Origin of the sequence: Mesorhizobium sp. B2-8-3, from assembly GCF_006440815.1 — a bacterium.
Taxonomy (GTDB): Bacteria; Pseudomonadota; Alphaproteobacteria; order Rhizobiales; family Rhizobiaceae; genus Mesorhizobium.
The window spans coordinates 263,261-287,927 of the sequence record NZ_VFTW01000003.1; the positions used below are offsets into that span (position 1 = coordinate 263,261).

Consider the following 24,667-nt stretch of genomic DNA (forward strand, 5'->3'; position numbering starts at 1 on the left):
GCCTCATGCGGGGCTTGGTTTGAGGGTTGGCCAGAGGCTGATTGCGATTTTTTTCATGTTCTGGGCGGCGGCTGCCATCAGGCACTGGCAGGCGACGCGGGTTCGCCCTCGGAAGCGGGCGTAGCGGTGGCCGAAGAGCTGCTTGGCATCGGCGAACGACCGCTCGACCGTCTCCTTGCGGCGCCGGTAGATGGCCTTGCCCCATGCGGTCGAGCGATTGGCGTCGACCCGCTCGCGGGCGTCCTGCCAGACATGGCGGGTGATGGTGCGCTCGGCCTTGGCGTTTGAAGTGCAGGAGGCCAACAGCGGACAGTCGCGGCAGATCGCCGGATCGCTCCTGTAATGCCGGTAGCCGCTGCGGTCGGTGGTGGCGTAGGTGAGCAATTGGCCTTGCGGGCAACGGTAGCCCTTCAGGTCCGGCTCATAGACGAAGTCGCTCTTCCTCATCTTGCCGGGTTTCGGCGGGGTCGGGTTGCGATAGCCGACAACGCCCCTGATCTTCCTGTCCTCCAGCCCCTTGGCGATGCCCGGCGTGGCGTAGCCGGCATCCAGCCCCGCAGCCGCCACATTGAAGCCGAAGCGTTCCACCTGGCGGTCGAGCCGGCCAAGATAGACGATCGAGTCATGCACGTTGGCCGGCGTGGCGAACGTGTCGGTGATGATGCCGCAACGGCCATCCACCGTGCGGTGATCGAGATAGAAGAAGCCCTTCGGCTTGCCCTCGCGCACCATGTAGCCGGCCTCCGGATCGGCACGCGAGACTTTGGTCTCTTTCACCGGCGGCTTGCGCTGCTTCTGCTTCAGCGGCTTCTGGCCATGCAGCGCCCGTTCGGTCTCGATCGCCCGGTCGAGATCGCCCCAGTAGTCGGCCCGCGACTTGGCGACCATGGCAAGGTCGTATTTGCCCTTGTTGGCGTTGGTCTTCAAATGCGTGCTGTCGCTATAGAGCACCGTGCCGTCCACCAGCCCGGCCAGGATCGCCTGCTCGACGATCCTGTCGAAGATGCCTTGCGCGATCGTCTCGTCCTGGTAGCGACGCCGACGGTTCTGAGACAGCGTCGAGGCGTCGAACACCTTGTCCGTCAGCTTCAGCCGCAGGAACCAGCGGTAGGCGACGTTGACCTCGATCTCGCGCACCAGCTGCCGCTCCGAGCGCACCCCGAACAGGTAGCCGATGAACAGCGCCTTGAACATCAAGGTCGGATCCAGCGGCGGACGGCCGTTGTCGGCGCAATATAACGGCGCCGTCAGATCGTGGATGAAGGAGAAGTCAATCGCGCGATCAATCTTGCGCAACAGGTGGTCAGTCGGAACCAGCTGATCCAACGTCACCATCTCGAGCGCGGTCTGTTCAGGGGCGGGTCGCTTCAACATGACCCAGTGAATCAAAAACCCCCGGCAAATGCCAGAGGTTTGTCAGCAGTCTGAACCCGGCGGTTGCCCGCCGGGTTTTCCTGTCTCCCCAGAAAGATCTGGTCCTAGAAGTCGCGCTGGAAGCGGACGATAGCGCCGACGGCATTCTTCTTCTCGGCGCCGGCCCAAACGTTGCCGCGGTCGAAAGCCTCCGAACCGACGTGCTGGTAGTCGACTTCGGGCGTGATCGTGAATCCGGGAACGACGGTGTAGGCCACGTTGGCCGCAATGCCGTAATCCTTCCACTGATCACCAGACACCTGGAGGTTGAACGAGGCCTTGTCGCTGAACTTGTAGGTGCCGCCGGCCCAGAAGCCCCAGTTGCCGCCCCACGGCTTGTAGAAGCCGCGGCCGTTCGCAAAGGCGGTGTTGGGATTGGCGTTGAAGTCGTTAAGCTTGCCCTCGCTGGCGTAGCCGAACATGCCGAAAATCGACAGCTCGTTGGTCACGTTCACATCCAGGCGAACCTTGCCGGATACATATTCGTAGTTGCTGTCATAGGCGACGACGCCGACGACATCACCCCAGCCCTGGGTATACTTCAGGCCACCGACGATGTGCGGAACATAGCTGTCGATCGTGCCGACACCATAACCATAAGTAGCGCCTGGTGCCGCCTGGTCGGCGCCGCCGGAACCTTCTTCGAGAGAGGCCATCGCCGAGAAACCGTTACCGGCGTCGAAGTAGTACTGCACGACACCGGTCTTGAACCCGCCGTAGGGCACGATGGTGTCGTTCACGACGTTGCCGGCGTAACCGACGAACGTATCGAAGGCCGATTCGTCCAGGCCGACCCGCAGGCCGCCGAGCTGAATCCAGGCAAAGTGCATATCGAAGCTGTTTCCAGCGCTATTGTCCGGACCGTTGTCGAGCGGATGATTTTGGAAATTCATGCGCGTTTCGGTATAGGTCTTCAACGTGCCGAGTTCCGTTTCCTGGCCGGTCCAGGTCTTCAGCGTGAAGCGGGCGTCCTTGTACCAGGTGCCCTGGTTCTTGCCGTTGACGACGTCGTCGGCGCGTGCGCCGGTGAACGTGCCGACATCACCAAAGCCGGCGTCATAGCGGACATAGCCGCCGATGCGCAGGCAGGTCTCGGTGCCCGGGATGTAGAAGTAGCCGGCGCCGTAGACGTCGCAGATCTTGACGTATTCGGCCGGTTCCGGCTCGGCGACGGTCACCGCGTCGGCGGCGCGAGCACCGGAAACTGCGATCAGGGCCGCAGCTGAGCCGAGAAGAAGGCTCTTGATGTTCATTTTCTGACCTCCAGTCAGAATCGGACGGAAAAACCGAGAAAGTCCGACCTGCGTCGGCGGCAACTAATTGTTACTACGATGTTTTCTGGGAAAATTGAGCTCAGTCTGTGCTCGCGCCCATCTCACCAAAGGCGTTTGTTGGCGAACGCGTGGCCGGATCCGGATTTGAGATAGCGCTCGAAAGAAGTCGCTTTGGCTTGGTCCGAGAAAGCGACGTAAGTGACGATTCGCCGGGACCGGAACTTGGAAGTATGGCTGGATTTTCCGGAGTTATGGTCGGCAAGCCGTTGCTTCAGGTCCGGCGAGATGCCGATATAACGCTCGCCCTCTGCGGCTTCGCTCTCAACCAGGTAGACGTACCACACGCCGGCCCTCCTTCGCCAAGGCTTCGGAGGGCATCCTCTCCGCCATCCTGCTTCGCGCAAGCGGTAGGGCTTGTCCTGCGAAGCTCGGAGAGCGAAGCAGGATGGCGGAGAGGATGGGATTCGAACCCACGAGAAGCTTTTGACCTCTACTCCCTTAGCAGGGGAGCGCCTTCGACCACTCGGCCACCTCTCCGTCGCGCCGCTGGATAAAGAAAAGCGCCGGCACAATCAACAAGCCGGCGCCATAATCAGCGAAAAATCGGCAGACCCGCGCACTCGCGCCGCTTCAGGTGGCGATTCTGGGGCAATCGCCTGGCGGTCGACTCAGCTGCCCGCCGCATTTCAGTCGGTCCTTTGCCGGATTCGGGGCGGATTCGGCCGGTACGCGGACCTCGATGGTTAACGAGAGCTTTCGGAGTGAGGCCAAATCGTGTCATTTGTGCAACAACCCTGGGGGATAGCGTCCGGACAGCGCTTGCGCCGATACGATCGTGGTTGAACGGCGCCGGCTCATGGGTAATGTCAACTTCGAAGGAGCGGCGCGGTGCGCATCTTTTTCGGTAGTGGGGATGGGGCAGGGAACGCTGTCCTTCAGCAAAAAATACCCAGACCCGTTTTTTAACTTTTGACTGGAGGTCAGAAAATGAACATCAAGAGCCTTCTTCTCGGCTCAGCTGCGGCCCTGATCGCAGTTTCCGGTGCTCGCGCCGCCGACGCGGTGACCGTCGCCGAGCCGGAACCGGCCGAATACGTCAAGATCTGCGACGTCTACGGCGCCGGCTACTTCTACATCCCGGGCACCGAGACCTGCCTGCGCATCGGCGGCTATATCCGCTATGACGCCGGCTTTGGTGATATCGGCTCGTTCGATGGCGCTCGTGCGACCGACGTTCAGAGCGGCAAGGATCAGGGCACCTGGAAGAAGAACGCCCGCTTCACGCTGAAGACCTGGACCGGTCAGGAAACCGAGCTCGGCACGTTGAAGACCTACACCGAAACCCGCTTCAACTTCGGCAACACTCGCAACAGCGGTCGCGCCAGCTACAATCCGTACACCGAATCGTACAACTCCGGCGCATTCAATTCGGGTGTCTCGCTGAACTTTGCCTGGATCCAGCTCGGTGGTCTCCGTGTTGGTAAGGACGAATCGGCCTTCGATACGTTCATCGGCTATGCCGGCAACGTGATCCAGGATACGCTGGTTCCTTACGGCGGTTTCGACACCAACGTCGTGCAGTACTACTTCGACGCGGGCAACGGCTTCTCGGCGGTGGTCTCGCTCGAAGAAGGCTACGGCAATGTCGGCACGATCGACAGCTACGTTCCGCATGTCGTCGGCGGCGTGAAGTGGACGCAGGGCTGGGGCTCGATCGCTGGCGTCGTTGCTTATGACAGCAACTACGAAGAAGTGGCCGGCAAGGTTCGTTTGGACGTCAACGTGTCCGACGCTCTGTCGCTCTGGGTCATGGGCGGTTATGGCACTGACGACAACCTGAACGATAACGCCGGCAATGTTGTCGACGCTTTCGGTCGCGGCATGTACAAGATCTGGGGCGGCAACTGGGCTGTGTGGGGCGGTGGCACCTACAAGTTCAACGAGAAGACCTCGTTCAACGCCCAGGTTTCGTATGACGATTGGCAGGACCTCGGCGTCGCTGCGAACATCGCTTACACGGTTGTTCCGGGCTTCACGGTCACGGCCGAAGTGGACTACCAGCGCGTTGGTGACGATGCTATCGCCAATGGCTCGGTTTGGGCCCACGCCGAGAAGAAGAGCAACTGGGGCGGCATCATCCGCTTCCAGCGCGACTTCTAAGGGCTGGAACCCTACAGGTGAAATCCGGCCCGGGCGCTTCCTCGCCCGGGCCGTTTTTGTTTCCGCGGTTGCGGCAATTCAAACGAAAGGATGGGGGTGAAACGGTAAGCTGATCGGGTCTGTCTGGCGATCTTGTGGGTTCCGCGCTGGCGGATGAGATCGTCGATAAGATTCGAAAACTCTTGAAAGGACACTCTCAAGCGGTTAGGGCTGGTCCCTTAACCACAGGGGGTGTGGCTAAAATGTCGAACGAAGCGGTTCAAGAGGGTGAGCCCTCTGGTCATTTTGCGGTATTTTCTTCTCAGAATTCGAACTTTCGATACACCTACAACAAGATCCGAGAAGTAAAGTCGTATAGGATCGGAGAGCTTTTCGCAGCTTATCGAGATATACTCTGGGATGATGGGCGGCATAAATACAATGTCAGCTCGTTCATCGGTGAAATAGACGAGATCCTTCTGGGAGAGCGTTTCAGCACCTTCGACCAGAACACCCTGGACAATCTTATCGGTACATTGCGCCAGCGCGGCAACAGCAACGCAACCATCAATCGCAAGATGGCTGCCCTCAGCAAATTGCTGCGTAAGGCGCATAAGATGGGAGATATCCACAGCCTGCCCGAGTTCCGCCGCCAGAAGGAGCGGGCGGGACGGATTCGTTTCCTCGAAAGGGACGAAGAAGCAAGGCTGTTCGCGGCGATCAGGAGCCGCAGCGAGGATGCCTACAGGCTTTCCGTCTTCCTGGTCGATACCGGCTGCCGCCTCGGCGAGGCGCTCGGCCTGATCTGGAACGACATCCAGGAACACCGGGTCTCCTTCTGGATCACCAAATCCGGCCGCAGCCGCACCATTCCGATGACCGAACGCGTCAAGGAAGTCATCAAGCTGCCGCCGAACACGGAAGGACGCCGGCCGAAAGGCCCGTTCACCAAGCTCACCCAGGCGCAGTACCGGGCCATCTGGAACGAGGCGAAGACGGAAGTCGGTCTCGGCGCCGACGAGCAGGTGGTGCCGCACATCCTGCGTCACACTTGCGCTTCACGTCTGGTCCAAGGCGGTATCGACATAAGGCGCGTCCAGATGTGGCTGGGCCACCAGACCTTGTCGATGACCATGCGTTACGCGCATCTGGCCACCAACGATCTCGATGGCTGTGTCGTCGTTCTCGAGAAACCGCGCGGCGACGAATCGTCGTCCCGCTCGGCCGAAGCCTCCGTCTTCGCTTCGCCCCTCACGACGCCGACCTCTGCCTCGCCGTCTCGGAAAGCGAAACGGCCGGAACCGGCCAAGGCGCCCCGCAAGCGCTCGAAAGGCGAATAGACCGAGCGGATCGCTCCCGCCGGCTGGCGCAAATCTATATTTCGATGGTAAGCCCGGGACTGACATAGTCTCGGGCTTTATTTCATTTCTACTCGATATTCGACCCGATCGAGGAATGCGGCAATCTCCCCAGGCAAGTCGCCGGTTTCGAGGAAGGGCGCGTGGCCCTGGCCTTCGACAGTGATCTGTTCCATGCCGGGGTGCCGCTCCTGCATCTCTTGAAGCGTCGCCGTGGAAAGCAGTTTCGAGTTTGCGCCGCGAATGGCGAGCAGTGGAATGGCGGCGAGCGCGTCGAACTGCGGCCACAGATCCGGCAGCGGCTTGCTGAAATCGATGCCGGCCAGCGTGTCGACCAGGGCCGGATCGAAATCCGGCACCCAGCCGGCATCCGTTTCGCGGCAGATCGCGCCCACCATGCGTGCCCAGTCGGCATCGGCCAGGTTGGGGAAGTCGGCGCCGTGCACGCGCCGCTGGGCCGCGACCGCCTCGGCGAAGGTCTTCGGTTTCGGCGCACGGTCGAGATAGGAGCGGATATGGGCGAGGCCTTCCGCCTCGATCACCGGGCCGATGTCGTTCAGGACGACCGCTTTCAGCACCGCCGGCTTCAGTGTGCCGAGCACATGGGTGATCAGGCCGCCGCGCGAAGTGCCGACGAAGGCGGCCTGTTCGATGCCGAGCGCAGACAGCCCGGCAAGCACGTCGCCGGCTTCGACCCCGACATTATAATGGCCGATATCGGGATCGTGATCGGATTGCCCGCGGCCGCGGTAGTCGAAGGCAATGACTTTCCGGGGGATCTCCGTTTTCTTGGAAAGATGGATCGCGAGCTCATGAAAGTCGCGCGCATTGCGGGTGAGGCCGGGCAGGCAGACTGCCGGGCAGCCCTTGGCATTCGGTTCGCCATAGATCCGCGCATGGAGTTTCAGTCCGTCGGGCGCGGGATAAAAGAAGTCGGAGAAACCTTCGTCGCTCGCCATCGCAATGCCGCTCCTCGCTGGGTGATCGACAGCTACAGGCGAGGGTAGGGATCGTCAAATAGGGAGTTCGTCCCTTCTCCCCTTGCGGGCCCCTTGCGGGAGAAGGTGGATCGGCGCGTCAGCGCCGAGACGGAGGAGGGTGTTCCAGCGGAGTGAGACGTCGGCGTTTCCTGGAACGCAACAGGCCCACAAGGGGAGAAGGGAAGACTTCAGCTGCGCCCGTTCAGGAGGTCGCCCACGATGTCGTATTTCCCTGAAATACGCATCTTATAAACCTCATAATTCTCCATCACGCGCTGCACGTAACTTCTTGTTTCCGTGTAGGGAATCCGCTCGATCCAGTCGACGACCGCATCGATGTCCTTGCCGCGCGGATCGCCGTATTTCGCCGCCCATTGGGCGGCGCGGTTCGGGCCGGCATTGTAGCCGGCGAAGGTCAGCACGTAGGAGCCGCCGAAGCGGTCGAGCTGTTCGCCGAGGAAGGCCGAGCCGAGCGTCGCGTTGTAGCCGGCATCAGTCGTCAGCCGCGCCTGCGAAAAGGTCATGCCGGCCTTCTTCGCCAATTGCTTGGCGGTGCCCGGCATCAGCTGCAGCAGGCCGCGCGCGCCGGCGCTGGAAACGGCGCCGATATTGAACTCGCTTTCCTGGCGGGCGATGGCATAGGCGAGCGCCTTGCCAGACCCCGAAATGTTGGCCGAATCGGGAATGACGCCCAGCGGATGCGACAGCGCGCCGACATCGATGCCGCGCTGCGCGGCGATCTTGCCGACCTTCAGCGCCATGAAATGGTTGCCCTGCTTTTCGGCCAGCACCGCAAGCAGCGCCAGTTCGCCCGGACTGGTCAGCTGCCCGGCAAGGTCGCGGTAGAGCGTTTCGGCGTAGCGGTCGTAGCCCGCCTCCTGCAGCCGCTTGATCGCACCGACTGCTTCTCGGTTGTCAAAGCTCTGGCGGTCGGCGGCGCTCGGCTTCGGATAAGCGATGTTGAGGGACCTCAAGCCCACGCGCTCGCCGGCGAGCTGGCCGTAGAAGGTCGTGCCGTAGCTGGCCGCGCGCGTGAAATAGTCCTTGGCGTTGCCCGGGCCGCCGACTTCCGCCGCGCGGCCGAGCCAGTAATAGGCGCGCGACAGCGACACCGGCCCCTGGGCGAATTCGGTGATGCGCGTGAAATGCCCGGCGGCGGTCGCCGGGTCGTTGAGGCCGCGCAATGCATACCAGCCGGCATGGAATTCGGCTTCGGCGGCGTTCAGCGGGCTCTCGGCGGCGTGCATGGAGACGATCTTGTAGGCGGTCTTCATGTCGCCCTGGTCGACCAGTTCACGCGACAGCACGCGGCGTTCGACCCACCAGGCATCGGGGTCGACCAGCGAATCGCGATCGGTCGGCGCCTTCATCACGACAGCAGCGGCATCGGCGAATTTCTGCTGCTTGCGCAGATATTCCGCCTCGGCGAAGAAATAGCCGGCGGAGCGCTGCGCCGCGGGCACCGCCTTCAACAGCTTGGCGGCGTTCTTGTCGCCCTTGTCGGCAGCCGCCCAGGCATCCGCCAGGGGCTGTGCGCCGGCGAGGCCGGCGACCCTCAGCGCCGAGGACGGCCGGTCGGCATAGAACATGCGCTCCATGCGGTAGCGATGGTCGGCCGCCGGGATCAGCGCGCCGAACTCCTTGATGACGGTCGCCTCGTCCTTTGCTTCCAGCTTCTCGGTGCGCCAGAACGGCACCAGCACCGCGCGCGCCGCGGCCTGGTTGCCCAGCGCCATCTGCGAGCGGGCAAGAATGATCACACCCTCGGGCGTCAGCGGCTGGCTGCGGCCGAAGGCCTGCACCACCACTTGCGGCGGCGGGTTCTCGCGATAGAGCGCGCGCTCGCTGTTCTTGCGCAACGCGATCGTGCCGGGCCATCCCGGCAGCATCTTGGCCGCGTCGGCGATCTCGCCGCTCGGCACCTGATCGCCGCCGTAAAGCGCGATCGCCCAGGCAAGGATGTGCCGGTCGAGCGAGGTGGCGGGCAGCGTGTCGCGCGCATTGCGCGCGCCGGCGATGTTGTTGGCGGCGAGCGCATCGAGCCCGCTCTTCAGTTGCGCTATGTCGGTGGCGGTCGACATCTGGCCCGGCGCCTGCGGCGCGTCGGGCGCCGGAATCGAGGCCGTCGCGCGCACATCGACGCTGCCGCCGATCGCCACGGTGGGCATCAGCGCGACGATCGCGCCCAAAAGCGCGAAAAGATGGGGCCGCCTCGTCGGCATTTTACGATCCTAGCACATCGTCAGCAGGCGCGGGCATTTGAAAACCCGATGCGAAGCCTAAACTTAGGTCGTGAAGGGCTCGTAAACAAAAGGTTATCGAGGCCGTTCGAATTGCGCTTGCTGGTGTCCCGATTCTGAAATTCGCATGACCTTGATATCGGGCGCGACGCGAATTTCAGAAACGCAGGGACAGCAGCCAACTGTCGAATCCAGTGTCGTTTTGGTTTTCGATGTTCGCCCCGAGCCTGATATCAACGTCTGGCGAACATCGAAAACCATGACACTGGCACTACGCCGATGCTTGCCGCTGAACCATGTCGAGACTATGGTGCGCGGCTTCGCTTTCGGGTAGAAGGCGCGCAACGAACCGATCTAATGAACACCGATGCATGTCGCCCAAAAGTGGGAACCGGTTTTGGGACGACGACATGCATAAACCGACAAAGTTCCAAGGAGTTTGGACGACATGCTGAGAGGCTCGCTGACTGCGCTCGTGACACCGTTCGAAAAGAGCGGGCGCTTCGACGAGAAAGCCTTTCGCTCATTTGTCGAATGGCAGATCGCCGAAGGCACCAAGGGTCTGGTTCCCGTCGGCACCACCGGCGAGTCGCCGACGCTGTCGCATGAGGAGCACCGTCAGGTCGTCAAGGTCTGCATCGAGGTGGCCAAGGGCAGGGTGCCCGTCGTGGCCGGCGCGGGCTCCAACAACACCGAGGAAGCGGTCGGGCTGGTTCAATACGCCGAAAAGGCCGGCGCCGATGCAGCGCTGGTGGTCACGCCCTATTACAACAAGCCCACGCAGCGCGGACTCTATGAGCATTTCGCCGCCGTAGCCAGGGCGACCAGGCTGCCGATCATCATCTACAACATCCCACCGCGTTCGGTGATCGACATGACGCCGGAGACGATGGGCAGGCTGCGCCACGACTTCAAGAACATCGCCGGCGTCAAGGACGCGACCGGCAAGGTCGAGCGCGTCTCCTATCAGCGCATGCACTGCGGCGAGGATTTCATCCAGCTCTCCGGCGAGGATGCATCCGCCCTCGGCTTCAACGCCCATGGCGGTGTCGGCTGCATTTCGGTCACCTCGAATGTCGCGCCACGGCTCTGTGCCGAATTCCAGGAAGCGACACTCTCCGGCGACAGCGCCAAGGCGCTCGACCTGCAGGATCGGCTACTGCCGCTCCACGAGGCGATCTTCATGGAGCCCGGCGTTTCGGGGTCGAAATACGCGCTCTCGAAGCTGGGCAGGATCGAGAACGTGGTGCGCTCGCCGCTGGTGACGGTCGAGGCTTCGACCGCGCAAAAGATCGACGCGGCGCTCAAGCACGCCGGCTTGATTAATTAGGAATGAGGCGCCACCTCTCCGCATTATGAATCAAGTCAAGAAAGCCGACCCCAACAACAGGACGGTCGCCGAAAACCGCAAGGCGCGCTTTTCCTATGAGGTGCTCGACACGATCGAGACCGGCTTGGTGCTGACCGGCACCGAGGTCAAGTCGCTGCGCCAGGGCCAGGCCAACATCCAGGAGAGCTATGCCTCGGCCGAAGGCGGCGAGATCTGGCTGATCAACTCCTATCTGCCGGAATATCTGCAGGCCAACCGCTTCAACCACGAGCCGCGCCGCCGCCGCAAACTGCTGGTCTCGAAGCGCGAGATGGCCAAGCTCTCGCAAAGCGTCGAGCGCGAAGGCATGACGCTGGTGCCGCTGAAAATCTATTTCAACGACCGCGGCCGTGCCAAGCTGCTGCTGGCGATCGCCCGGGGCAAGAAATTGCACGACAAGCGCGAGACCGAAAAGCAGCGCGACTGGTCGCGCGAAAAGGGCCGGCTGCTGAAAGAACGCGGCTAAAGCAATTCCAGGAAAAGTGCGTAGCGGTTTTCCGTTCGGAATTGCGTCAAAACAAAAGAGCTTTCGCCGCCGGCGGAAACAGGCCGCCTGAAAAAAGCCACCGGCCGGCTCTCTGGTCCGGCGCAATTCTCACCTTCCGAGGGGACGGGTCTTGGGGAAGCGGATTGTCTTCTGGGGCCTTGCCGGCGTGGTTGTCGCCTGTGCCGTCGCGGCAGGCGCCTTCTTCTGGTTCCGTGGCTTTTCGCCGGATCGCGCGGTGTTCCCGATTCGGGGCATCGACGTCTCCCACCATCAGGGCAAGATCGACTGGCAACGCGTCGCGGCAGACGATGTCGCCTTCGCGATCATCAAGGCAACCGAAGGCGGCACCCATGTCGATACCCAATTCGCAACCAACCTGCGCGAAGCCCGCGCGGCCGGCCTGGCGGTCGGCGCCTATCATTTCTTCACCTTCTGCCGCCCCGGCGCCGATCAGGCGAAGAACTTCATTGCGGTGGTGCCGCGGGGCGAGCCGCTTCTGCCGCCGGTGGTCGACATCGAGTTCGGCGGCAATTGCCCGCAGCGTCCGTCTCCGGAACAGTTGAACGCCGAACTCGCCGCTTTCCTCGGCCCGGTCGAGACGGCGTTCGGCAAGCAGGCGATTTTCTATCTGACCGACGAGGCGGCCGACGCCTATTCCGACACCATCCTCAACCGCCAGCACTGGCTGCGGTCACTGGCGATCAGGCCGCGCGGGAACGACTGGATCTACTGGCAGTATCACAATATGGGCCGCGTCGACGGCATCGAAGGCGATGTCGATCTCAACGTTTTGAAGGGTAGCCGCGGGACGCTGGCGGAGTTGTTTGCGCCGACGCCGTGAGTGCCCGGCAGCAGCCTCGAATCTGTTTCTGCGGCGTTTTGCGTATATCGCTGAAAAGTCTCACGATCCGCCTGACGCCGGTACATTCAGGCTTGCGCTGGCACTGGGTCTCCCGGTCGCCGAGAAGGCCATTCCCGCGGCCATGATCGCGATGGCCGCGAACTGGATGGTCATCGGCGTTTCGCCGAGCACTGCCATGCCGACAATCACCGTCGCGATCGGTATGCCGGGCAGGAACAGGGACGCCGCCTGCGGCCCCATTTGCCGGACGATGTAGGTGTAGAGGAACATGGCCGCCGCGCCGGCCAGAATCCCTTGGATCACGATCTGGCTGACGATCTCCGTAGCCGACGCGGCGTGGATATGGCTTGGCGCCAAGAGATAGAGAACCGGCAACGGCAGGCACGACAGGATTACCACCGTGGCCGTTGCCGTGACCGGATCGGCACGCCATAGCCTCACGAGAACGGCATAAGTCGAAAACATGAGGCCCGATCCGATGAACAGCACGTCGCCGATCAGGGCGCCGCCGGTGCCGCCACGCGCCGCGGCGATGAACAGCAACAGCCCGGCGATGATCGCGCCGACGCCGATTGTCCGTCGTTGCGAACCGCCGTCGTCGAAGAAGACGCGCGACAGCAGGGACGAAAAGAAGACGATAGAGGCGGGGCAGAGCGCGGCCGCGTGGGCGGCAGGCGCATAGGTCAGGCCCCAATTGATGATCAGCGGATAAGGCAAACCTGCCAGTGCCGCCAACGCCAGAGCCCGTCGCCAGCCCAGCGCCCTCATGGGGGCGAAGCCGCTGCGCCAGACGATCGGCAGAAAGACCACCCCCGCGCCGCCAAAGCGCAAAACGGCCAAATCTGTCGCCGTCAGGTGTTCTCGGAGGCTGAAGCGAGCGGCGACGAATTGGATGGCATAGATACCGATCATGGTGAGGCCGGCGATAATCGCCAGTCTCGTGTTCCCTGCGTCATCTGCGTCTGCCACGACTTGCCATCCATAAGGTCGTCGGAGGTGGAAGACTGTCTCCACCGCTGCGGCGAAAGCGTAGACTATTGTTCAGCTCTCTGCGTTGAAATACACTTATTTTGGAAAACGGTAGTGGAATTCACATTGGAAAGGCAGTTCTGAAGTGAATCCTGAAGCAAGCGACCTCGACGCGATCGACCGCAATCTTCTTCGGCTGCTGCAGGAGGATGGGCGTCGCACCACGCTTGATCTGGCGGCGCGTGTCGGCCTGTCGCCGACCGGCACGAGCCAGCGGGTGAAGCGGCTGTTTCGGGAAGGCTACATCATCGCGGTCAGGGCCGTGCTCGATCCCGCCAAGATCGGCCGTGGCACACTCGTCTTCATCGAGGTACGCCTCGATCACACGGCGCCTCATATCTTCGAACGCTTCGCCGAAGCGGTGATCAAGGCGCCTGAGGTGCTGGAATGCCATATGGTCGTGGGCGGCTTCGACTATCTGGTAAAGGCGCGTATCTCGGAAATGGCCGCCTATCAGGATTTTCTGACCCGGGTCATCCTACCGTTGCCCGGAGTGAAGGAGACGCACACCTACGCCTCGATCGGCGAGGTCAAGCCGGATGCGCTGCTGCCGGTATGAACGGCGCGGGATTACTCCAGGGCGCTTGAATCTAGGTCTTCAGGAACGCCGCAATCTCCTTGAACACATTGACGAACATCTCCTGTGTCAGCACGCCCGTATTGGTGTTGTAGCGCGAGCAGTGATAGCTGGAAAACAGCGCGATGCCGCCGGCCTGCTGCCGGCCACCATGGCGGAACGGAACGGCCGCCACGCGCTCGCCCAATGCCCGCACCGTCGACTGATGCGCGATCGAGCCCAGCGTCAGTATGGCGCTGAGATTGGGAAAGCGCGCGATGGTCGGCTTCAGAAAGGTCCGGCAGGTGGCGATCTCGGCGCCAACCGGCTTGTTCTCCGGCGGCACGCAGCGCACCGCATTGGTGATGGCCGTGCCGATAAGCTGGAGCCCATCATCCGGCCGCGCCTTGAATTCGCCGCGCGCCAGGCCATGCGCGATCATCGTGCCGTAGAGCAGGTCGCCGGCATAGTCGCCGGTGAAGGGGCGTCCCGTGCGGTTGGCGCCGCGCAGGCCGGGCGCCAGCCCGACGATCAGCAGGCGGACTGAATCTTCGCCTTCCGGCGGTAGGAATGTCGGCACCGGCGCGTTGAACCAGCCGGGCTCGCGCTCGCGCCAAGCCGCGATGAAATCATGCAGCCGCGGGCAAAGCGGGCAGTCACGGCCGGGTTCGGGGGAGGGCGCGGCGCTCAACGCCACCGCCCGTCAATAATCGTCCTCGTCGACTTCGGCAGGTTCCGGCCGGCGCGCGGGCCGCTCGGACGGGTCGCGGCCGACTTCGCTCTTCAGCGACATCAGGTCGATGAAATGATCGGCCTGGCGGCGCAGGTCGTCGGAGATCATCGGCGGTTGCGAGGCCATGGTCGAGATGATCGACACCTTGCGGCCGCGCCGCTGCAGCGCTTCGACCAGTGTGCGGAAGTCGCCGTCGCCGGAGAAGATCACATAGTGATCGACGACATCGGCGAGCTCCAGCGCATCGACGGTCAGCTCGATGTCCATGTTGCCCTTGATCTTGCGGCGGCCGGTCGAGTCGGTGAATTCCTTGGCGGGCTTCGTCACCACCTTGAAGCCGTTATAGTCTAGCCAGTCGATCAGCGGCCGGATCGATGAATATTCCTGATCCTCGACCAACGCGGTGTAATAGTAGGCGCGCAGCAGGTAGCCGCGCTTCTGGAAGCTCGACAGCAGCTTGCGGTAGTCGATGTCGAAGCCCAGCGCCCGGGATGTGGCATAGAGATTGGCGCCGTCGATGAAAAGAGCGATCTTTTCACGGGGATCGAACATTGAAAAACATTCCTTTCGAAAATTTCTGTCGTCTAAAAGCGTTTGACGAATAGGTCCGACAAATGGGCCTCGGTGCCGTCACAACCGAGATAACGCGCAATTTGTGGATATCCAAGGGCGGGCCCCTGCATTGCAAGCAATTGTGATCGCCACTATATGGGCAGCTTCATGGCGTAGCGCGTTGATGAGCCAGGCAACGACCCGCAAAGCTGACGTCGACGCCATGAAGCTTGTATTTCGGCCGCGCCCGCGTTATGGAGCGCGCCAGCTTTCCATCAAATCCATCGCATGAAAGGGGCAGTCCATGGCCCGCGTAACCGTTGAAGATTGCATCGACAAGGTCGACAACCGTTTTGAACTCGTGCTGCTCGCCGGCCACCGCGCCCGCCAGATCAGCCAGGGCGCGCAGATCACCGTTCCGCGCGACAATGACAAGAACCCTGTCATCGCGCTGCGCGAGATCGCCGACGAGACGCTGTCGCCCGACGACCTCAAGGAAGACCTGATCCACTCGCTGCAGAAGCATGTCGAGGTCGACGAGCCGGAAGCCGAGGGCGAGGCGATCACCGACGAGACCGGCGCGACCGTCGCTGCTGCCGACACCGACGACGCCGAGGAGAACGTTACATTCGACCGCATGAGCGAGGAAGATCTGCTCGCCGGCATCGAAGGTCTGGTGCCGCCCGAAAAGAGCGACGACTACTAAGAGCTTTTGTCCGGGTTGGATCAACCATCCAGGACTTCCGTATCTTAGGTTTCGTGGCTATCTATGAGGTGCGTCGCACGCCAGTGCGGCGCATCAATCATTTCAGCACCGCGAGATCCCGCCCATGATGCGTCAGTATGAGCTTGTCGAGCGCGTCCAGCGCTACAAGCCTGACGTCAACGAGGCGCTGCTCAACAAGGCTTATGTCTATGCCATGCAGAAGCATGGCCACCAGAAGCGCGCCTCGGGCGATCCCTATTTCTCGCATCCGCTCGAAGTCGCCGCCATCCTCACCGACATGCATATGGACGAGGCGACGATCGCCGTAGCCTTGCTGCACGACACGATCGAGGACACGACGGCGACAAGAGCCGAGATCGACGAGCTGTTCGGTCCGGAAATGGGCAAGCTGGTCGAAGGCCTCACCAAGCTGAAGAAGCTCGACCTGGTCTCGAAGAAGGCCGAGCAGGCGGAGAATTTGCGCAAGCTCCTGCTCGCGATCTCCGAGGATATTCGCGTTCTTCTGGTCAAGCTCGCCGACCGCCTGCACAACATGCGCACGCTCGACCATATGCCCGAGTCCAAGCGCCTGCGCATCGCCGAGGAGACGATGGACATCTATGCGCCCTTGGCCGGGCGCATGGGCATGCAGGGCATGCGCGAGGAACTGGAAGAAATCGCCTTCCGTTACATCAATCCGGAGGCCTACCGCGCCGTCACCGCAAGGCTCGCCGAGATTTTCGAGCGCAACAAGGGCGTCCTGCAGGAGATCGAGACGGCGCTATCGGGCCTGTTCGAGAAGCACGCCATCAAGGCAAGCGTGAAGAGCCGGCAGAAGAAGCCATGGTCGGTGTTCCGCAAGATGGAGGCCAAGGCACTTTCCTTCGAGCAGCTCTCCGACATTTTCGGTTTCCGCGTCGTGGTCGATTCCGTCGATGACTGCTACCGCGCGCTTGGCGCCATCCACACCACCTGGTCGATGGTGCCCGGCCGCTTCAAGGATTACATCTCGACGCCGAAGCAGAACGACTACCGTTCCATCCACACCACCATCGTCGGCCCGTCGCGCCAGCGCGTCGAATTGCAGATCCGCACCAAGGAGATGAACAAGATCGCCGAATATGGCGTCGCCGCGCATTCGATCTACAAGGACAGCGGCGGCAAGACGAACGGCGCCGGCCACGCGATCTCCAGGGAGACCAACGCCTATGCCTGGCTGCGGCGCACCATCGAGCAATTGGCCGAAGGCGACAATCCGGAAGACTTCCTCGAAAACACCAAGCTGGAACTGTTCCAAGACCAGGTGTTCTGCTTCACGCCCAAGGGCATGCTGATCGCGCTGCCGCGCGGCGCCACCCCGATCGACTTCGCCTACGCCGTCCACACCGATGTCGGCGATACCTGCGTCGGCGCCAAGGTCAATGGCCGTATCATGCCGTTGATGACGGAGCTCAAGAACGGCGACGAGGTCGAGATCATCCGCTCCAAGGCGCAGGTGCCGCCCGCCGCCTGGGAATCGGTCGTGGTCACCGGCAAGGCGCGGGCCGCCATCCGCCGCGCCACCAAGAATGCGATACGCAAGCAATATTCCGGCCTCGGCGCCCGCATCCTCGAGCGCGCCTTCGAGCGCGCCGGCAAGACTTTCACCAAGGAGAGCCTGAAGCCGGTTCTGCACCGGCTGGCGCGCAAGGACATCGAGGACGTGCTGGCCTCGGTCGGCCGCGGCGAGCTGAGCTCCACCGATGTCATGAAAGCGGTCTTCCCCGACTATAAGGACGAGCGCGTCACCGTCGCGCCGCCCAAGCAGCGCGAGGAAGGCTGGTCGAAGATCCGCAACGCCGCCGGCATGCTGTTCCAGATGCCCGGCACCCGCGCCGCGAAGAAGGACAAGGACCAGCCGCGCGATGGCGCGGTGCCGATCCGTGGCGTGCGTGGCGACCTGCCGGTGCGCTTCGCCCCGGAAGGGGCGGTGCCCGGCGACCGCATCGTCGGCATCATCCAGCCCGGAACCGGCATTACCATCTATCCGATCCAGTCGCCGGCGCTGCAGGCCTTCGACGACCAGCCCGAGCGCTGGATCGACGTGCGCTGGGACATCGACGAACGCACTAAGGAACGTTTCCCGGCGCGCATCTCGGTCACCGCCATCAATGCGCCGGGTTCGCTGGCCGACATCGCCCAGGTGGTGGCGTCCAACGACGCCAACATCCACACGCTGTCGATGATACGCACGGCGCCCGATTTCACCGAGATGCTGATCGATCTCGAGGTCTGGGACCTCAAGCATCTCAACCGGCTGCTGTCGCAGCTGAAGGACAATTCGAGCGTCAGCGATGCGCGGCGTGTTAACGGCTAAATGACTGGACCCTGACCGCGAAAAGTGGAACGGGTCAGGGATTGAATAGGGGATAAAAATGAACACCGACGAAGTGCTGGGCATTTTCCGCGAGGCCGGCGCCGTTCTCGAAGGTCATTTCATCCTGACGTCCGGCCTGCGCAGTCCGGTCTTCCTGCAGAAGGCGCGGGTCTTCATGCATGCCGACAAGACCGAGCGCCTGTGCAAGGCGCTGGCCGAGAAAATCCGGAAAGCGGTGCCGGGCAGGATCGACTATGTCGTCGGCCCGGCGATCGGCGGCCTGATCCCGGCCTATGAGACCTCCCGTCATCTCGGCGCGCCGGCGATCTGGGTCGAGCGGGAAGGGGGCGAATTCAGGCTCCGCCGCTTCGAGATTGCCGAAGGCTCGCGCGTCGTCATCGTCGAGGACATCGTCACAACAGGCCTGTCGATCCGCGAGACCATCGATTGCCTGCGCGAGATCGGCGCGGAAGTGGTGGCGGCCGCCTGTATCATCGACCGCTCGGCCGGTAAGACCGATGTCGGCGTGCCGCTGATCGCGCTTGCCGAATATGAGGTGCCGGCCTATCCCGCCGACCGCCTGCCGCCGGAACTCGCCGCCATTCCCGCCGTTAAGCCGGGAAGCCGCAACATCTGACTCCCCAATGTATGAAACCAACCACTTGAGCGCATCGCTTGAATCGCTTTCGCAGCGACGCGCGCCGAGGCGGCAATGATAGCGGGCATCGACCATTTCGTGCTGACGGTCCGCTCGGTGAAAGCGAGCTGCGAGTTCTACGAGCGTGTGCTCGGCATGCGGCGCCTGGATGAACCGAACCGGCCGACCGCGCTTCTGTTCGGCGCGCAGAAGATCAACCTGCATGAGGTCGGCCGCACGTTCGAGCCGAAGGCCAAGACGCCGACGCCCGGTTCCGGCGATTTCTGCCTCGTGGCGGCGGTGCCGCTTGCAGAAGTCCAGGCCAGCCTCGAAGCCAATGGCGTGGCGATCGAAGTCGGCCCGGTCTTACGCACCGGCGCGCGCGGCCCGATGATGTCGGTCTATTTCCGCGATCCCGACGATAATCTGGTCGAGGTCAGCGAGTACCGGCTCGACTGAGATCGAGCCGCATGGCGCAGCGCTGGCCCAAAGCCATGCCGTGATCGGCCTCGTCGCTGAGCAGATCGGCCAGCCGTCTGTCGATCTCGGCGCCTTCCAGGATGCGAAATCCGCACCGCTGATAGAAGGGCGCATTCCAGCGGACGCCGCGAAACGTGGTCAGGGTCATCGCGGCCAGGCCGCGCTGCCTGGCGTCCCCAAGCGCCCGTTCAAGCAAAGCCCGGCCGATGCCCTGGCCCTGCCGGTCGAGGCGCACGTCCAACTCCCAGATATGCAGCGCATCGCCCTCGATCCCGGCGCTCAGGAAGCCGACCGGCCGATCCTTCTCGTCTGCGGCCACCCAGCATGCGCCACCGGCGATCAGCGCGCGGTGCCGCTCCGGGCTGACATTGTCTGCGTCGGCAAGCCACGCCAGTTCCGGAATGGCGCGGAACGCTTCCCCGGCCGATTGTTCGATAGACGGCAATGCCTCGGCGTCCTCGGCCCGCGCCGGTCGAATGGTGATCATCGGCTCCGCATCCTGGTTCTTCTCCTCAGTTTCGCCAGAATGAAGCCGTTGTTACAGCCTGCGGCAGACAATCGCGGCGGCGTTTCGTTGTTACGCGGCCTGGCCGTCGCTATATCAAAGACTTGTTGCCTTTCTGCGCCATCGAAGCGCAAGATATGTTTGGCGCGACCCGGTGGTGGCAGGGGCAGCGCATGTTGGACCGGGAACTGGAACAGAGTGCTTTTTCGACGCCGAGAGCCTGATGGCCTCCTTGAGCGGGTGCGTACTTATCTTTGGCCGCGCCGCTCGTTCTCGCGTTCCGTGCAATATTTCTCCAAACGCATCCTGCGGCTGAAGGCGACGCCGCATTCCGTCGCTGCCGGCGTTGCCGCGGGCGTTTTCGCTTCCTTCTTCCCGCTTGGCTTCCACTTCATCGTCGCTGCCGTTTTGTGCTGGATCATCGCCGGCAATCTGGTCGCGGCGGCGCTCGGCGCCGTGTTCTTCGGCAATCCGTTGACCTTCCCGCTTTTGTGGGGCGCGTCCTGGGAAACCGGCAAACTGCTCCTGCATGAGCACCTGCCGAAGCACGGCCCGCCCGAGCATCTGGGCGAAATGATGCACAAGCTCTCCTTCGCGAAGCTCTGGCACCCCGTTCTGGAGCCGATGCTCATTGGCGCGGTGCCGCTTGGCCTCGTCTTCGGACTCGTGTTCTACGCCATCACGCGCTGGGGCATGACCGTGTTTCGCGAGCAGCGCAGGAAGCGCATGGTCGAGCGCGCCGAGAAGAAAGCGCGGCAGGGCGGACGGGAAGTGCCGGCGGAATGATCATCGGCATCGGCAGCGACCTGATCGACATCAGACGCATCGAAAAATCGCTGGAGCGGCACGGCCGGCGCTTCGTCCAGCGCATCTATACCGAGGTCGAACAGGCCAAGTCGGAAAAGCGCGCCGCCCGCGCTGCCTCCTACGCCAAGCGCTTCGCCGCCAAGGAGGCCTGCGCCAAGGCGTTGGGCACCGGCATGGCCGAGGGCGTGTTCTGGCGCGACATGGGCGTGGTCAATCTGCCGAGCGGCGCGCCGACCATGGCGCTGACCGGCGGCGCCGCGGCCAGGCTGGAGAAAATCCTGCCGAAAGGCCACTGTGCGCTGATCCATCTCACCATCACCGATGATTTCCCGCTTGCTCAAGCCTTTGTGATCATCGAGGCAGTGCCCGCCGAACAAGCGCCACATTGATTCCATTTGACCACGAGCGGCATGACGTTGCTCAGCGCCCGCCGAGACTCTATACCAACATCGCACAATCGAGGACGACATGAGCGTGGCTGAAAAATCGCAGAAGAAATCCGGCGGGCTTGGTGAAACCTTCTCCGTCATCATCCAGGCTCTGCTGCTCGCGCTCGTCATCCGGACGCTGCTCTTCCAGCCTTTCTCCATTCCGTCGGGCTCGATGCGGCCGACGCTCCTCGAAGGCGACTATCTCTTCGTCACCAAATGGGCCTATGGCTATTCGCGTTACTCGTTGCCCTTCGGCCCCGATCTCTTCTCGGGCCGCATCTGGGGCTCCGAGCCCAAGCGCGGCGACGTGGTGGTGTTCAAGTTCCCGCCGGATCCGTCGGTCGACTACATCAAGCGCGTCGTCGGCCTGCCCGGCGACAAGATCCAGGTGAAGGATGGCCAGCTTTTCATCAATGATGTCGGCGTGCCGCGCGTAAAGACCGGCCAGATCGACAATCCCGATGTCACCGAGGAAAACCGGCCAATCGACGTCTACCGTGAAACGCTGCCGAACGGCGTCAGCTACGACACGCTCGACATCAATTCCGATTCGATCGGCGACAACACGCGCGAATTCGTCGTGCCGGCCGGGCACTATTTCATGATGGGCGACAATCGCGACAATTCTTCCGACAGCCGCTTTGCCGTCGGCTATGTGCCGGCCGAGAACCTTGTCGGCCGCGCCAACGTCATCTTCTTCTCGATCGCCGGCAAGGCGAGCCCGCTCGAGATCTGGAAGTGGCCGTCGCTGATGCGCGCCGGGCGCCTGTTCCATTTCGTCCACTAGAGCGATGGCGGCCAGCAAGCGTTTGACCGCCGATGCCCTCGCCGAAGCGCTTGTCGAGCGCACCGGCCATGTCTTCGCCGACCCTCAGCGCCTGCAGCGGGCGCTGACCCATGCCAGCGCCCGTTCGACCCATGCCGGCGTCGACTACGAGCGTTTCGAATTCCTGGGTGACCGCGTTCTCGGCCTTGTCGTGGCCGACATGCTGCTCGCGGCCTTTCCCGATGCCGCCGAGGGCGAGCTTTCGCTGCGTCTCAACGCGCTGGTCAATGCCGAGGCGCTCTCGGAAATCTCCGAACAGATCGGCCTGCCGGAACTCGTGCGCGCCGGTTCCGATGTGCGCAATCTCGAGGGACGCAAGCGCACCAATCTGCGCGCCGATGCGCTGGAATCGCTGATAGCCGTGCTCTACCTCGACGGCGGGCTGGACGCGGCGCGTGCGTTCATCCACCGCTACTGGCGGCCGCGCTCGCAAGCGACAGGGGCTGCGCGGCGCGACGCCAAGACCGAATTGCAGGAGTGGGCGCACCAGGCGGCCGCCGGCGCCGTGCCGGCCTACCGCATCGACGGCCGCGAGGGACCGGACCACGATCCGCTGTTCACGGTCAGCGTCGAGGTCGGCTCTTTTGCTCCCGCGACCGGCAGCGGCCGGTCCAAGCGCGAGGCCGAGCAGGCGGCGGCGGCTACTCTTTTGCTGCGCGAGGGCGTATGGAGCGCGGCATGACCCCCAACACCCGCTCCGGCTTCGTCGCGCTGATCGGCGCGCCCAATGCCGGCAAGTCGACGCTGGTCAACCAGCTTGTCGGCGCCAAGGTGTCGATCGTCACCCACAAGGTGCAGACCACCCGCGCCATCGTGCGCGGCATCGCCACGCATGACAACGCGCAGATAGTCTTTGTCGACACGCCCGGCATCTTCAAGCCGAAGCGGCGGCTGGACACCGCGATGGTGACCACCGCCTGGGGCGGCGCCAAGGATGCCGATGTCGTAGTGCTGTTGATCGACGCCGAGCGAGGCATCAAGGGCGATGCCGATGCCATCCTCGACCGGCTGAAGGACGTCCGGCAGCCGATGCTTCTGGTCCTCAACAAGATCGACCGCGTCAAGCCGGAAACGCTTCTTGCGCTGGCCGCGACAGCGAACGAACGCGTTCCGTTCAAGCGCACCTTCATGGTCTCCGCGCTCACCGGCTCCGGCTGCAAGGACCTGCTCGACTATCTCGCCGAGACGCTTCCAGCCGGCCCCTGGTATTATCCAGAGGACCAGATATCCGACCTGCCGATGCGCCAGCTCGCGGCCGAAATCACGCGCGAGAAGCTTTATCTGCGGCTCCATCAGGAGCTTCCCTATTCCTCGCATATCGAAACCGAGAAATGGGAAGAGAAGAAGGACGGCTCGGTGCGCATCGAGCAGGTCATCTATGTCGAGCGCGACAGCCAGAAGAAGATCGTGCTCGGCCACAAGGGCGAGACGATCCGCGCCATCGGGCAGGCCGCGCGGATGGAGATTGCCGGCATCCTCGAGCAGAAGGTGCATCTCTTCCTGTTCGTGAAGGTGCGCGAGAACTGGGGCGACGACCCCGAGCGCTACCGCGAGATGGGGCTGGAGTTTCCGGGTTAAGCCGGTTTGCGTCGCTCCAACTTGATTTCGCCGCCCAACAGGTGAAAAGCTCTGGCCATGGAATGGCGCGACGAGGGAATCGTTCTCGGCACTCGCAAGCATGGCGAAACCAGCGCCATCCTCGAGGTGATGACGCGCGCGCATGGCCGCCATCTCGGCCTGGTGCGGGGAGGGCGCTCGCGCAAGCAGCAGCCGGTGCTGCAGCCCGGCAACCGCGTCGACCTTCTGTGGCGGGCTCGGCTCGACGAGCATCTGGGTATCTTCCAGGCCGAGGCGATCGAGATGAACGCCGCGCGGCTGATGGACAGTGCGGTCGCCGTCTACGGCCTGTTGACCATGGCCGCGCATCTCAGGCTCCTGCCCGAGCGCGATGCCCATGGCGGCCTTTACGAGGCGCTTGCCGTGATGATCTCCCATCTGGGCGATGCCGACGCGGCGGGCGAGCTGGTGGCGCGCTTCGAGTTGCTCATCCTCGATGAATTGGGCTTCGGCCTCGACCTCAGCCAGTGCGCGGCGACCGGCTCCAGGCAGGATCTCGCCTATGTCTCGCCGAGATCCGGACGCGCCGTGTCGCGCGAAGCCGGTGCGGCCTGGCATGACAAGATGCTGGCGCTGCCCGCCTTCCTGCAGCGCGGTTCCGGCCTGCGCGCCGATGCTGCAGCACTGGAAGATGCCTTCCGGCTGACCGGCTTCTTCTTCACCCGCCATGTCTACGAGCCGCGGGGCCTCGAGCCGCCCGACTCCCGCGCCGGCTTCCTGGCCGCGCTGCGCCGGCATCATACGGCGGTGAAGGCGATTGCGGGCGAAGCAGGATAGCAAGGCACTTAGTCCGCGCCGCGTTTCTCCAGGAAATCGTCGAGCATGGCGCGCTGGCCCTTCAGGATCTTGAGCCCGGCTTCGGGCAATGGAAACCAGCCGGCTCGATCCACTTCCGGGAATTCCTTTATGCGTCCCGATTTTGGCGGCCATTCCAGGGTGAACATGTTGCTCCTGATGGCATCAGTATCGATGTCGGCCTCGACGCTCCACGCGATGACGATCTTGCCGCCCGGCTGCTTGTAGCCGCCGAGCGGCCGGAAATCGCCGTCGACGGCGACGCCGAGCTCCTCTTCGGCCTCGCGTTTGGCGGCCTCCAGCTCATCCTCATTGCCGCCGATCAGTCCTTTCGGGATGGACCACGCGCCTTCATCCTTTCTTGCCCAGAACGGCCCGCCCGGGTGGACGAGCAGGAATTCGAACACACCGGCAATGCGCCTGTGGATCAGCAGGCCCGCGCTTATCTGCGGCATTGGTCACCTCGCAGCATCTTCTTCGTCCGCGCGAGAATAGCATGGGTATTTCGCGGCTGA

General features: G+C 63.0%; 26 protein-coding genes and 1 tRNA gene. 16 read left to right on the forward strand and 11 right to left on the reverse strand.

All coding sequences use genetic code 11. The annotated features are described in order from the left end of the window. Positions 1–3: 3 nt before the first annotated feature. The 4 genes from FJ418_RS06540 to FJ418_RS06555 all read right to left on the reverse strand — a co-directional run bounded on the left by FJ418_RS06540 (position 4) and on the right by FJ418_RS06555 (position 3,224). Positions 4–1,374: an IS1182 family transposase gene (locus FJ418_RS06540; protein WP_140864354.1), complete on the reverse strand. Its 1,371-nt coding sequence runs from the start codon at positions 1,372–1,374 to the stop codon at positions 4–6. Positions 1,375–1,478: 104 nt separating this feature from the next. After that, positions 1,479–2,666, reverse strand: coding sequence for a porin (locus FJ418_RS06545; protein ID WP_140864356.1), 1,188 nt, complete (start codon positions 2,664–2,666; stop codon positions 1,479–1,481). 122 nt (positions 2,667–2,788) lie between these two features. Continuing rightward, positions 2,789–3,031, reverse strand: a complete 243-nt coding sequence (locus FJ418_RS06550; RefSeq protein ID WP_140864358.1) for a GIY-YIG nuclease family protein — start codon at positions 3,029–3,031, stop codon at positions 2,789–2,791. A 102-nt stretch (positions 3,032–3,133) separates the two neighbouring features. Further along, positions 3,134–3,224: transfer RNA gene (locus FJ418_RS06555), tRNA-Ser, on the reverse strand. Between the two features lie 450 nt (positions 3,225–3,674). Here FJ418_RS06555 and FJ418_RS06560 point away from each other — a divergent pair. After that, on the forward strand, positions 3,675–4,847 hold the full coding sequence (locus FJ418_RS06560; RefSeq protein ID WP_140864360.1) for a porin: 1,173 nt from the start codon (positions 3,675–3,677) through the stop codon (positions 4,845–4,847). 242 nt (positions 4,848–5,089) lie between these two features. Then, the gene (locus FJ418_RS06565) at positions 5,090–6,166 is read left to right on the forward strand and encodes a site-specific integrase (protein ID WP_140864362.1); all 1,077 of its coding nucleotides are present in this window, start codon (positions 5,090–5,092) and stop codon (positions 6,164–6,166) included. Between the two features lie 77 nt (positions 6,167–6,243). On the opposite strand, the gene FJ418_RS06570 is transcribed toward FJ418_RS06565, so the two are convergent. Beyond that, positions 6,244–7,143 carry an alpha/beta hydrolase gene (locus tag FJ418_RS06570; RefSeq protein WP_140864364.1) on the reverse strand — a complete coding sequence of 300 codons (900 nt, stop codon included), beginning with the start codon at positions 7,141–7,143 and terminating at the stop codon, positions 6,244–6,246. Positions 7,144–7,352: 209 nt separating this feature from the next. After that, positions 7,353–9,386 (reverse strand): lytic transglycosylase domain-containing protein, encoded by a 2,034-nt coding sequence (locus FJ418_RS06575; protein ID WP_140864366.1) that lies wholly within the window; start codon positions 9,384–9,386, stop codon positions 7,353–7,355. A 466-nt stretch (positions 9,387–9,852) separates the two neighbouring features. Between FJ418_RS06575 and dapA the strand changes: the two genes are divergently transcribed. The 3 genes from dapA to FJ418_RS06590 all read left to right on the forward strand — a co-directional run bounded on the left by dapA (position 9,853) and on the right by FJ418_RS06590 (position 12,101). Continuing rightward, complete coding sequence (gene dapA, locus FJ418_RS06580; protein ID WP_140644357.1) at positions 9,853–10,734, forward strand: 4-hydroxy-tetrahydrodipicolinate synthase; 882 nt, start codon at positions 9,853–9,855, stop codon at positions 10,732–10,734. Positions 10,735–10,759: 25 nt separating this feature from the next. Beyond that, the gene (gene smpB / locus FJ418_RS06585; protein WP_041002108.1) at positions 10,760–11,239 is read left to right on the forward strand and encodes an SsrA-binding protein SmpB; all 480 of its coding nucleotides are present in this window, start codon (positions 10,760–10,762) and stop codon (positions 11,237–11,239) included. Positions 11,240–11,390: 151 nt separating this feature from the next. Beyond that, entirely contained in the window at positions 11,391–12,101 is a 711-nt protein-coding gene (locus tag FJ418_RS06590; protein WP_140864368.1) for a GH25 family lysozyme, read from the forward strand. A gap of 60 nt (positions 12,102–12,161) precedes the next feature. Here the strand turns inward: FJ418_RS06590 and FJ418_RS06595 are convergent, their stop codons facing one another. Next, on the reverse strand, positions 12,162–13,091 hold the full coding sequence (locus tag FJ418_RS06595; RefSeq protein WP_140864370.1) for a DMT family transporter: 930 nt from the start codon (positions 13,089–13,091) through the stop codon (positions 12,162–12,164). 145 nt (positions 13,092–13,236) lie between these two features. On the opposite strand from FJ418_RS06595, the gene FJ418_RS06600 reads away from it, so the two are divergent. Then, positions 13,237–13,710 (forward strand): Lrp/AsnC ligand binding domain-containing protein, encoded by a 474-nt coding sequence (locus tag FJ418_RS06600; RefSeq protein WP_140702990.1) that lies wholly within the window; start codon positions 13,237–13,239, stop codon positions 13,708–13,710. 31 nt (positions 13,711–13,741) lie between these two features. On the opposite strand, the gene FJ418_RS06605 is transcribed toward FJ418_RS06600, so the two are convergent. Both FJ418_RS06605 and FJ418_RS06610 read right to left on the reverse strand, forming a co-directional pair. Further along, a complete protein-coding gene (locus tag FJ418_RS06605; protein ID WP_140864371.1) occupies positions 13,742–14,398 on the reverse strand; it encodes a uracil-DNA glycosylase in 657 nt (218 codons plus the stop codon). Positions 14,399–14,410: 12 nt separating this feature from the next. Further along, positions 14,411–14,992, reverse strand: a complete 582-nt coding sequence (locus tag FJ418_RS06610; protein ID WP_140644365.1) for an NYN domain-containing protein — start codon at positions 14,990–14,992, stop codon at positions 14,411–14,413. Between the two features lie 304 nt (positions 14,993–15,296). Here FJ418_RS06610 and rpoZ point away from each other — a divergent pair, with 304 nt between their 5' ends. The 4 genes from rpoZ (at position 15,297) to FJ418_RS06630 (ending at position 19,150) form a co-directional block, all read left to right on the forward strand. Beyond that, positions 15,297–15,698, forward strand: a complete 402-nt coding sequence (gene rpoZ / locus FJ418_RS06615; protein WP_140644367.1) for a DNA-directed RNA polymerase subunit omega — start codon at positions 15,297–15,299, stop codon at positions 15,696–15,698. A 124-nt stretch (positions 15,699–15,822) separates the two neighbouring features. Beyond that, a complete protein-coding gene (locus FJ418_RS06620) occupies positions 15,823–18,054 on the forward strand; it encodes a bifunctional (p)ppGpp synthetase/guanosine-3',5'-bis(diphosphate) 3'-pyrophosphohydrolase (protein WP_140854539.1) in 2,232 nt (743 codons plus the stop codon). Positions 18,055–18,112: 58 nt separating this feature from the next. Further along, positions 18,113–18,691, forward strand: a complete 579-nt coding sequence (gene pyrE, locus FJ418_RS06625) for an orotate phosphoribosyltransferase (RefSeq protein ID WP_140644371.1) — start codon at positions 18,113–18,115, stop codon at positions 18,689–18,691. A gap of 75 nt (positions 18,692–18,766) precedes the next feature. Further along, positions 18,767–19,150: a VOC family protein gene (locus FJ418_RS06630; RefSeq protein ID WP_140644373.1), complete on the forward strand. Its 384-nt coding sequence runs from the start codon at positions 18,767–18,769 to the stop codon at positions 19,148–19,150. Here the strand turns inward: FJ418_RS06630 and FJ418_RS06635 are convergent. Then, positions 19,128–19,658 (reverse strand): GNAT family N-acetyltransferase, encoded by a 531-nt coding sequence (locus FJ418_RS06635; RefSeq protein WP_140864373.1) that lies wholly within the window; start codon positions 19,656–19,658, stop codon positions 19,128–19,130. The genes FJ418_RS06630 and FJ418_RS06635 overlap by 23 nt on opposite strands. A gap of 216 nt (positions 19,659–19,874) precedes the next feature. Between FJ418_RS06635 and FJ418_RS06640 the strand changes: the two genes are divergently transcribed. The 6 genes from FJ418_RS06640 to recO all read left to right on the forward strand — a co-directional run bounded on the left by FJ418_RS06640 (position 19,875) and on the right by recO (position 24,134). Then, positions 19,875–20,462, forward strand: a complete 588-nt coding sequence (locus FJ418_RS06640; RefSeq protein WP_140644378.1) for a DUF2062 domain-containing protein — start codon at positions 19,875–19,877, stop codon at positions 20,460–20,462. Then, the gene (gene acpS, locus FJ418_RS06645) at positions 20,459–20,872 is read left to right on the forward strand and encodes a holo-ACP synthase (RefSeq protein WP_140644380.1); all 414 of its coding nucleotides are present in this window, start codon (positions 20,459–20,461) and stop codon (positions 20,870–20,872) included. Before FJ418_RS06640 ends, acpS begins: the two co-directional genes overlap by 4 nt. Positions 20,873–20,951: 79 nt before the next feature. Continuing rightward, the gene (gene lepB / locus FJ418_RS06650) at positions 20,952–21,701 is read left to right on the forward strand and encodes a signal peptidase I (RefSeq protein ID WP_140783767.1); all 750 of its coding nucleotides are present in this window, start codon (positions 20,952–20,954) and stop codon (positions 21,699–21,701) included. Positions 21,702–21,705: 4 nt separating this feature from the next. Next, entirely contained in the window at positions 21,706–22,422 is a 717-nt protein-coding gene (rnc, locus tag FJ418_RS06655) for a ribonuclease III (protein ID WP_140644384.1), read from the forward strand. Further along, complete coding sequence (era, locus tag FJ418_RS06660; protein ID WP_140864375.1) at positions 22,407–23,318, forward strand: GTPase Era; 912 nt, start codon at positions 22,407–22,409, stop codon at positions 23,316–23,318. Before rnc ends, era begins: the two co-directional genes overlap by 16 nt. Before the next feature lie 57 nt (positions 23,319–23,375). Continuing rightward, positions 23,376–24,134, forward strand: coding sequence for a DNA repair protein RecO (gene recO, locus FJ418_RS06665; RefSeq protein WP_140651653.1), 759 nt, complete (start codon positions 23,376–23,378; stop codon positions 24,132–24,134). 8 nt (positions 24,135–24,142) lie between these two features. Here recO and FJ418_RS06670 read toward each other — a convergent pair whose 3' ends face one another. Next, positions 24,143–24,607, reverse strand: coding sequence for an NUDIX domain-containing protein (locus tag FJ418_RS06670; RefSeq protein WP_140651655.1), 465 nt, complete (start codon positions 24,605–24,607; stop codon positions 24,143–24,145). Positions 24,608–24,667 lie beyond the last annotated feature (60 nt).

Bases quoted from the DNA above. Each gene is read 5' to 3' on its own strand.
- FJ418_RS06540 (WP_140864354.1), bottom strand. From the start codon at position 1,374: ATGTTGAAGCGACCCGCCCCTGAACAGACCGCGCTCGAGATGGTGACG.
- FJ418_RS06545 (WP_140864356.1), bottom strand. From the start codon at position 2,666: ATGAACATCAAGAGCCTTCTTCTCGGCTCAGCTGCGGCCCTGATCGCA.
- FJ418_RS06560 (WP_140864360.1), top strand. From the start codon at position 3,675: ATGAACATCAAGAGCCTTCTTCTCGGCTCAGCTGCGGCCCTGATCGCA.
- FJ418_RS06565 (WP_140864362.1), top strand. From the start codon at position 5,090: ATGTCGAACGAAGCGGTTCAAGAGGGTGAGCCCTCTGGTCATTTTGCG.
- FJ418_RS06570 (WP_140864364.1), bottom strand. From the start codon at position 7,143: ATGGCGAGCGACGAAGGTTTCTCCGACTTCTTTTATCCCGCGCCCGAC.
- FJ418_RS06575 (WP_140864366.1), bottom strand. From the start codon at position 9,386: ATGCCGACGAGGCGGCCCCATCTTTTCGCGCTTTTGGGCGCGATCGTC.
- dapA (WP_140644357.1), top strand. From the start codon at position 9,853: ATGCTGAGAGGCTCGCTGACTGCGCTCGTGACACCGTTCGAAAAGAGC.
- smpB (WP_041002108.1), top strand. From the start codon at position 10,760: ATGAATCAAGTCAAGAAAGCCGACCCCAACAACAGGACGGTCGCCGAA.
- FJ418_RS06610 (WP_140644365.1), bottom strand. From the start codon at position 14,992: ATGTTCGATCCCCGTGAAAAGATCGCTCTTTTCATCGACGGCGCCAAT.
- rpoZ (WP_140644367.1), top strand. From the start codon at position 15,297: ATGGCCCGCGTAACCGTTGAAGATTGCATCGACAAGGTCGACAACCGT.
- FJ418_RS06620 (WP_140854539.1), top strand. From the start codon at position 15,823: ATGATGCGTCAGTATGAGCTTGTCGAGCGCGTCCAGCGCTACAAGCCT.
- pyrE (WP_140644371.1), top strand. From the start codon at position 18,113: ATGAACACCGACGAAGTGCTGGGCATTTTCCGCGAGGCCGGCGCCGTT.
- FJ418_RS06630 (WP_140644373.1), top strand. From the start codon at position 18,767: ATGATAGCGGGCATCGACCATTTCGTGCTGACGGTCCGCTCGGTGAAA.
- FJ418_RS06635 (WP_140864373.1), bottom strand. From the start codon at position 19,658: ATGATCACCATTCGACCGGCGCGGGCCGAGGACGCCGAGGCATTGCCG.
- acpS (WP_140644380.1), top strand. From the start codon at position 20,459: ATGATCATCGGCATCGGCAGCGACCTGATCGACATCAGACGCATCGAA.
- lepB (WP_140783767.1), top strand. From the start codon at position 20,952: ATGAGCGTGGCTGAAAAATCGCAGAAGAAATCCGGCGGGCTTGGTGAA.
- rnc (WP_140644384.1), top strand. From the start codon at position 21,706: ATGGCGGCCAGCAAGCGTTTGACCGCCGATGCCCTCGCCGAAGCGCTT.
- era (WP_140864375.1), top strand. From the start codon at position 22,407: ATGGAGCGCGGCATGACCCCCAACACCCGCTCCGGCTTCGTCGCGCTG.
- recO (WP_140651653.1), top strand. From the start codon at position 23,376: ATGGAATGGCGCGACGAGGGAATCGTTCTCGGCACTCGCAAGCATGGC.
- FJ418_RS06670 (WP_140651655.1), bottom strand. From the start codon at position 24,607: ATGCCGCAGATAAGCGCGGGCCTGCTGATCCACAGGCGCATTGCCGGT.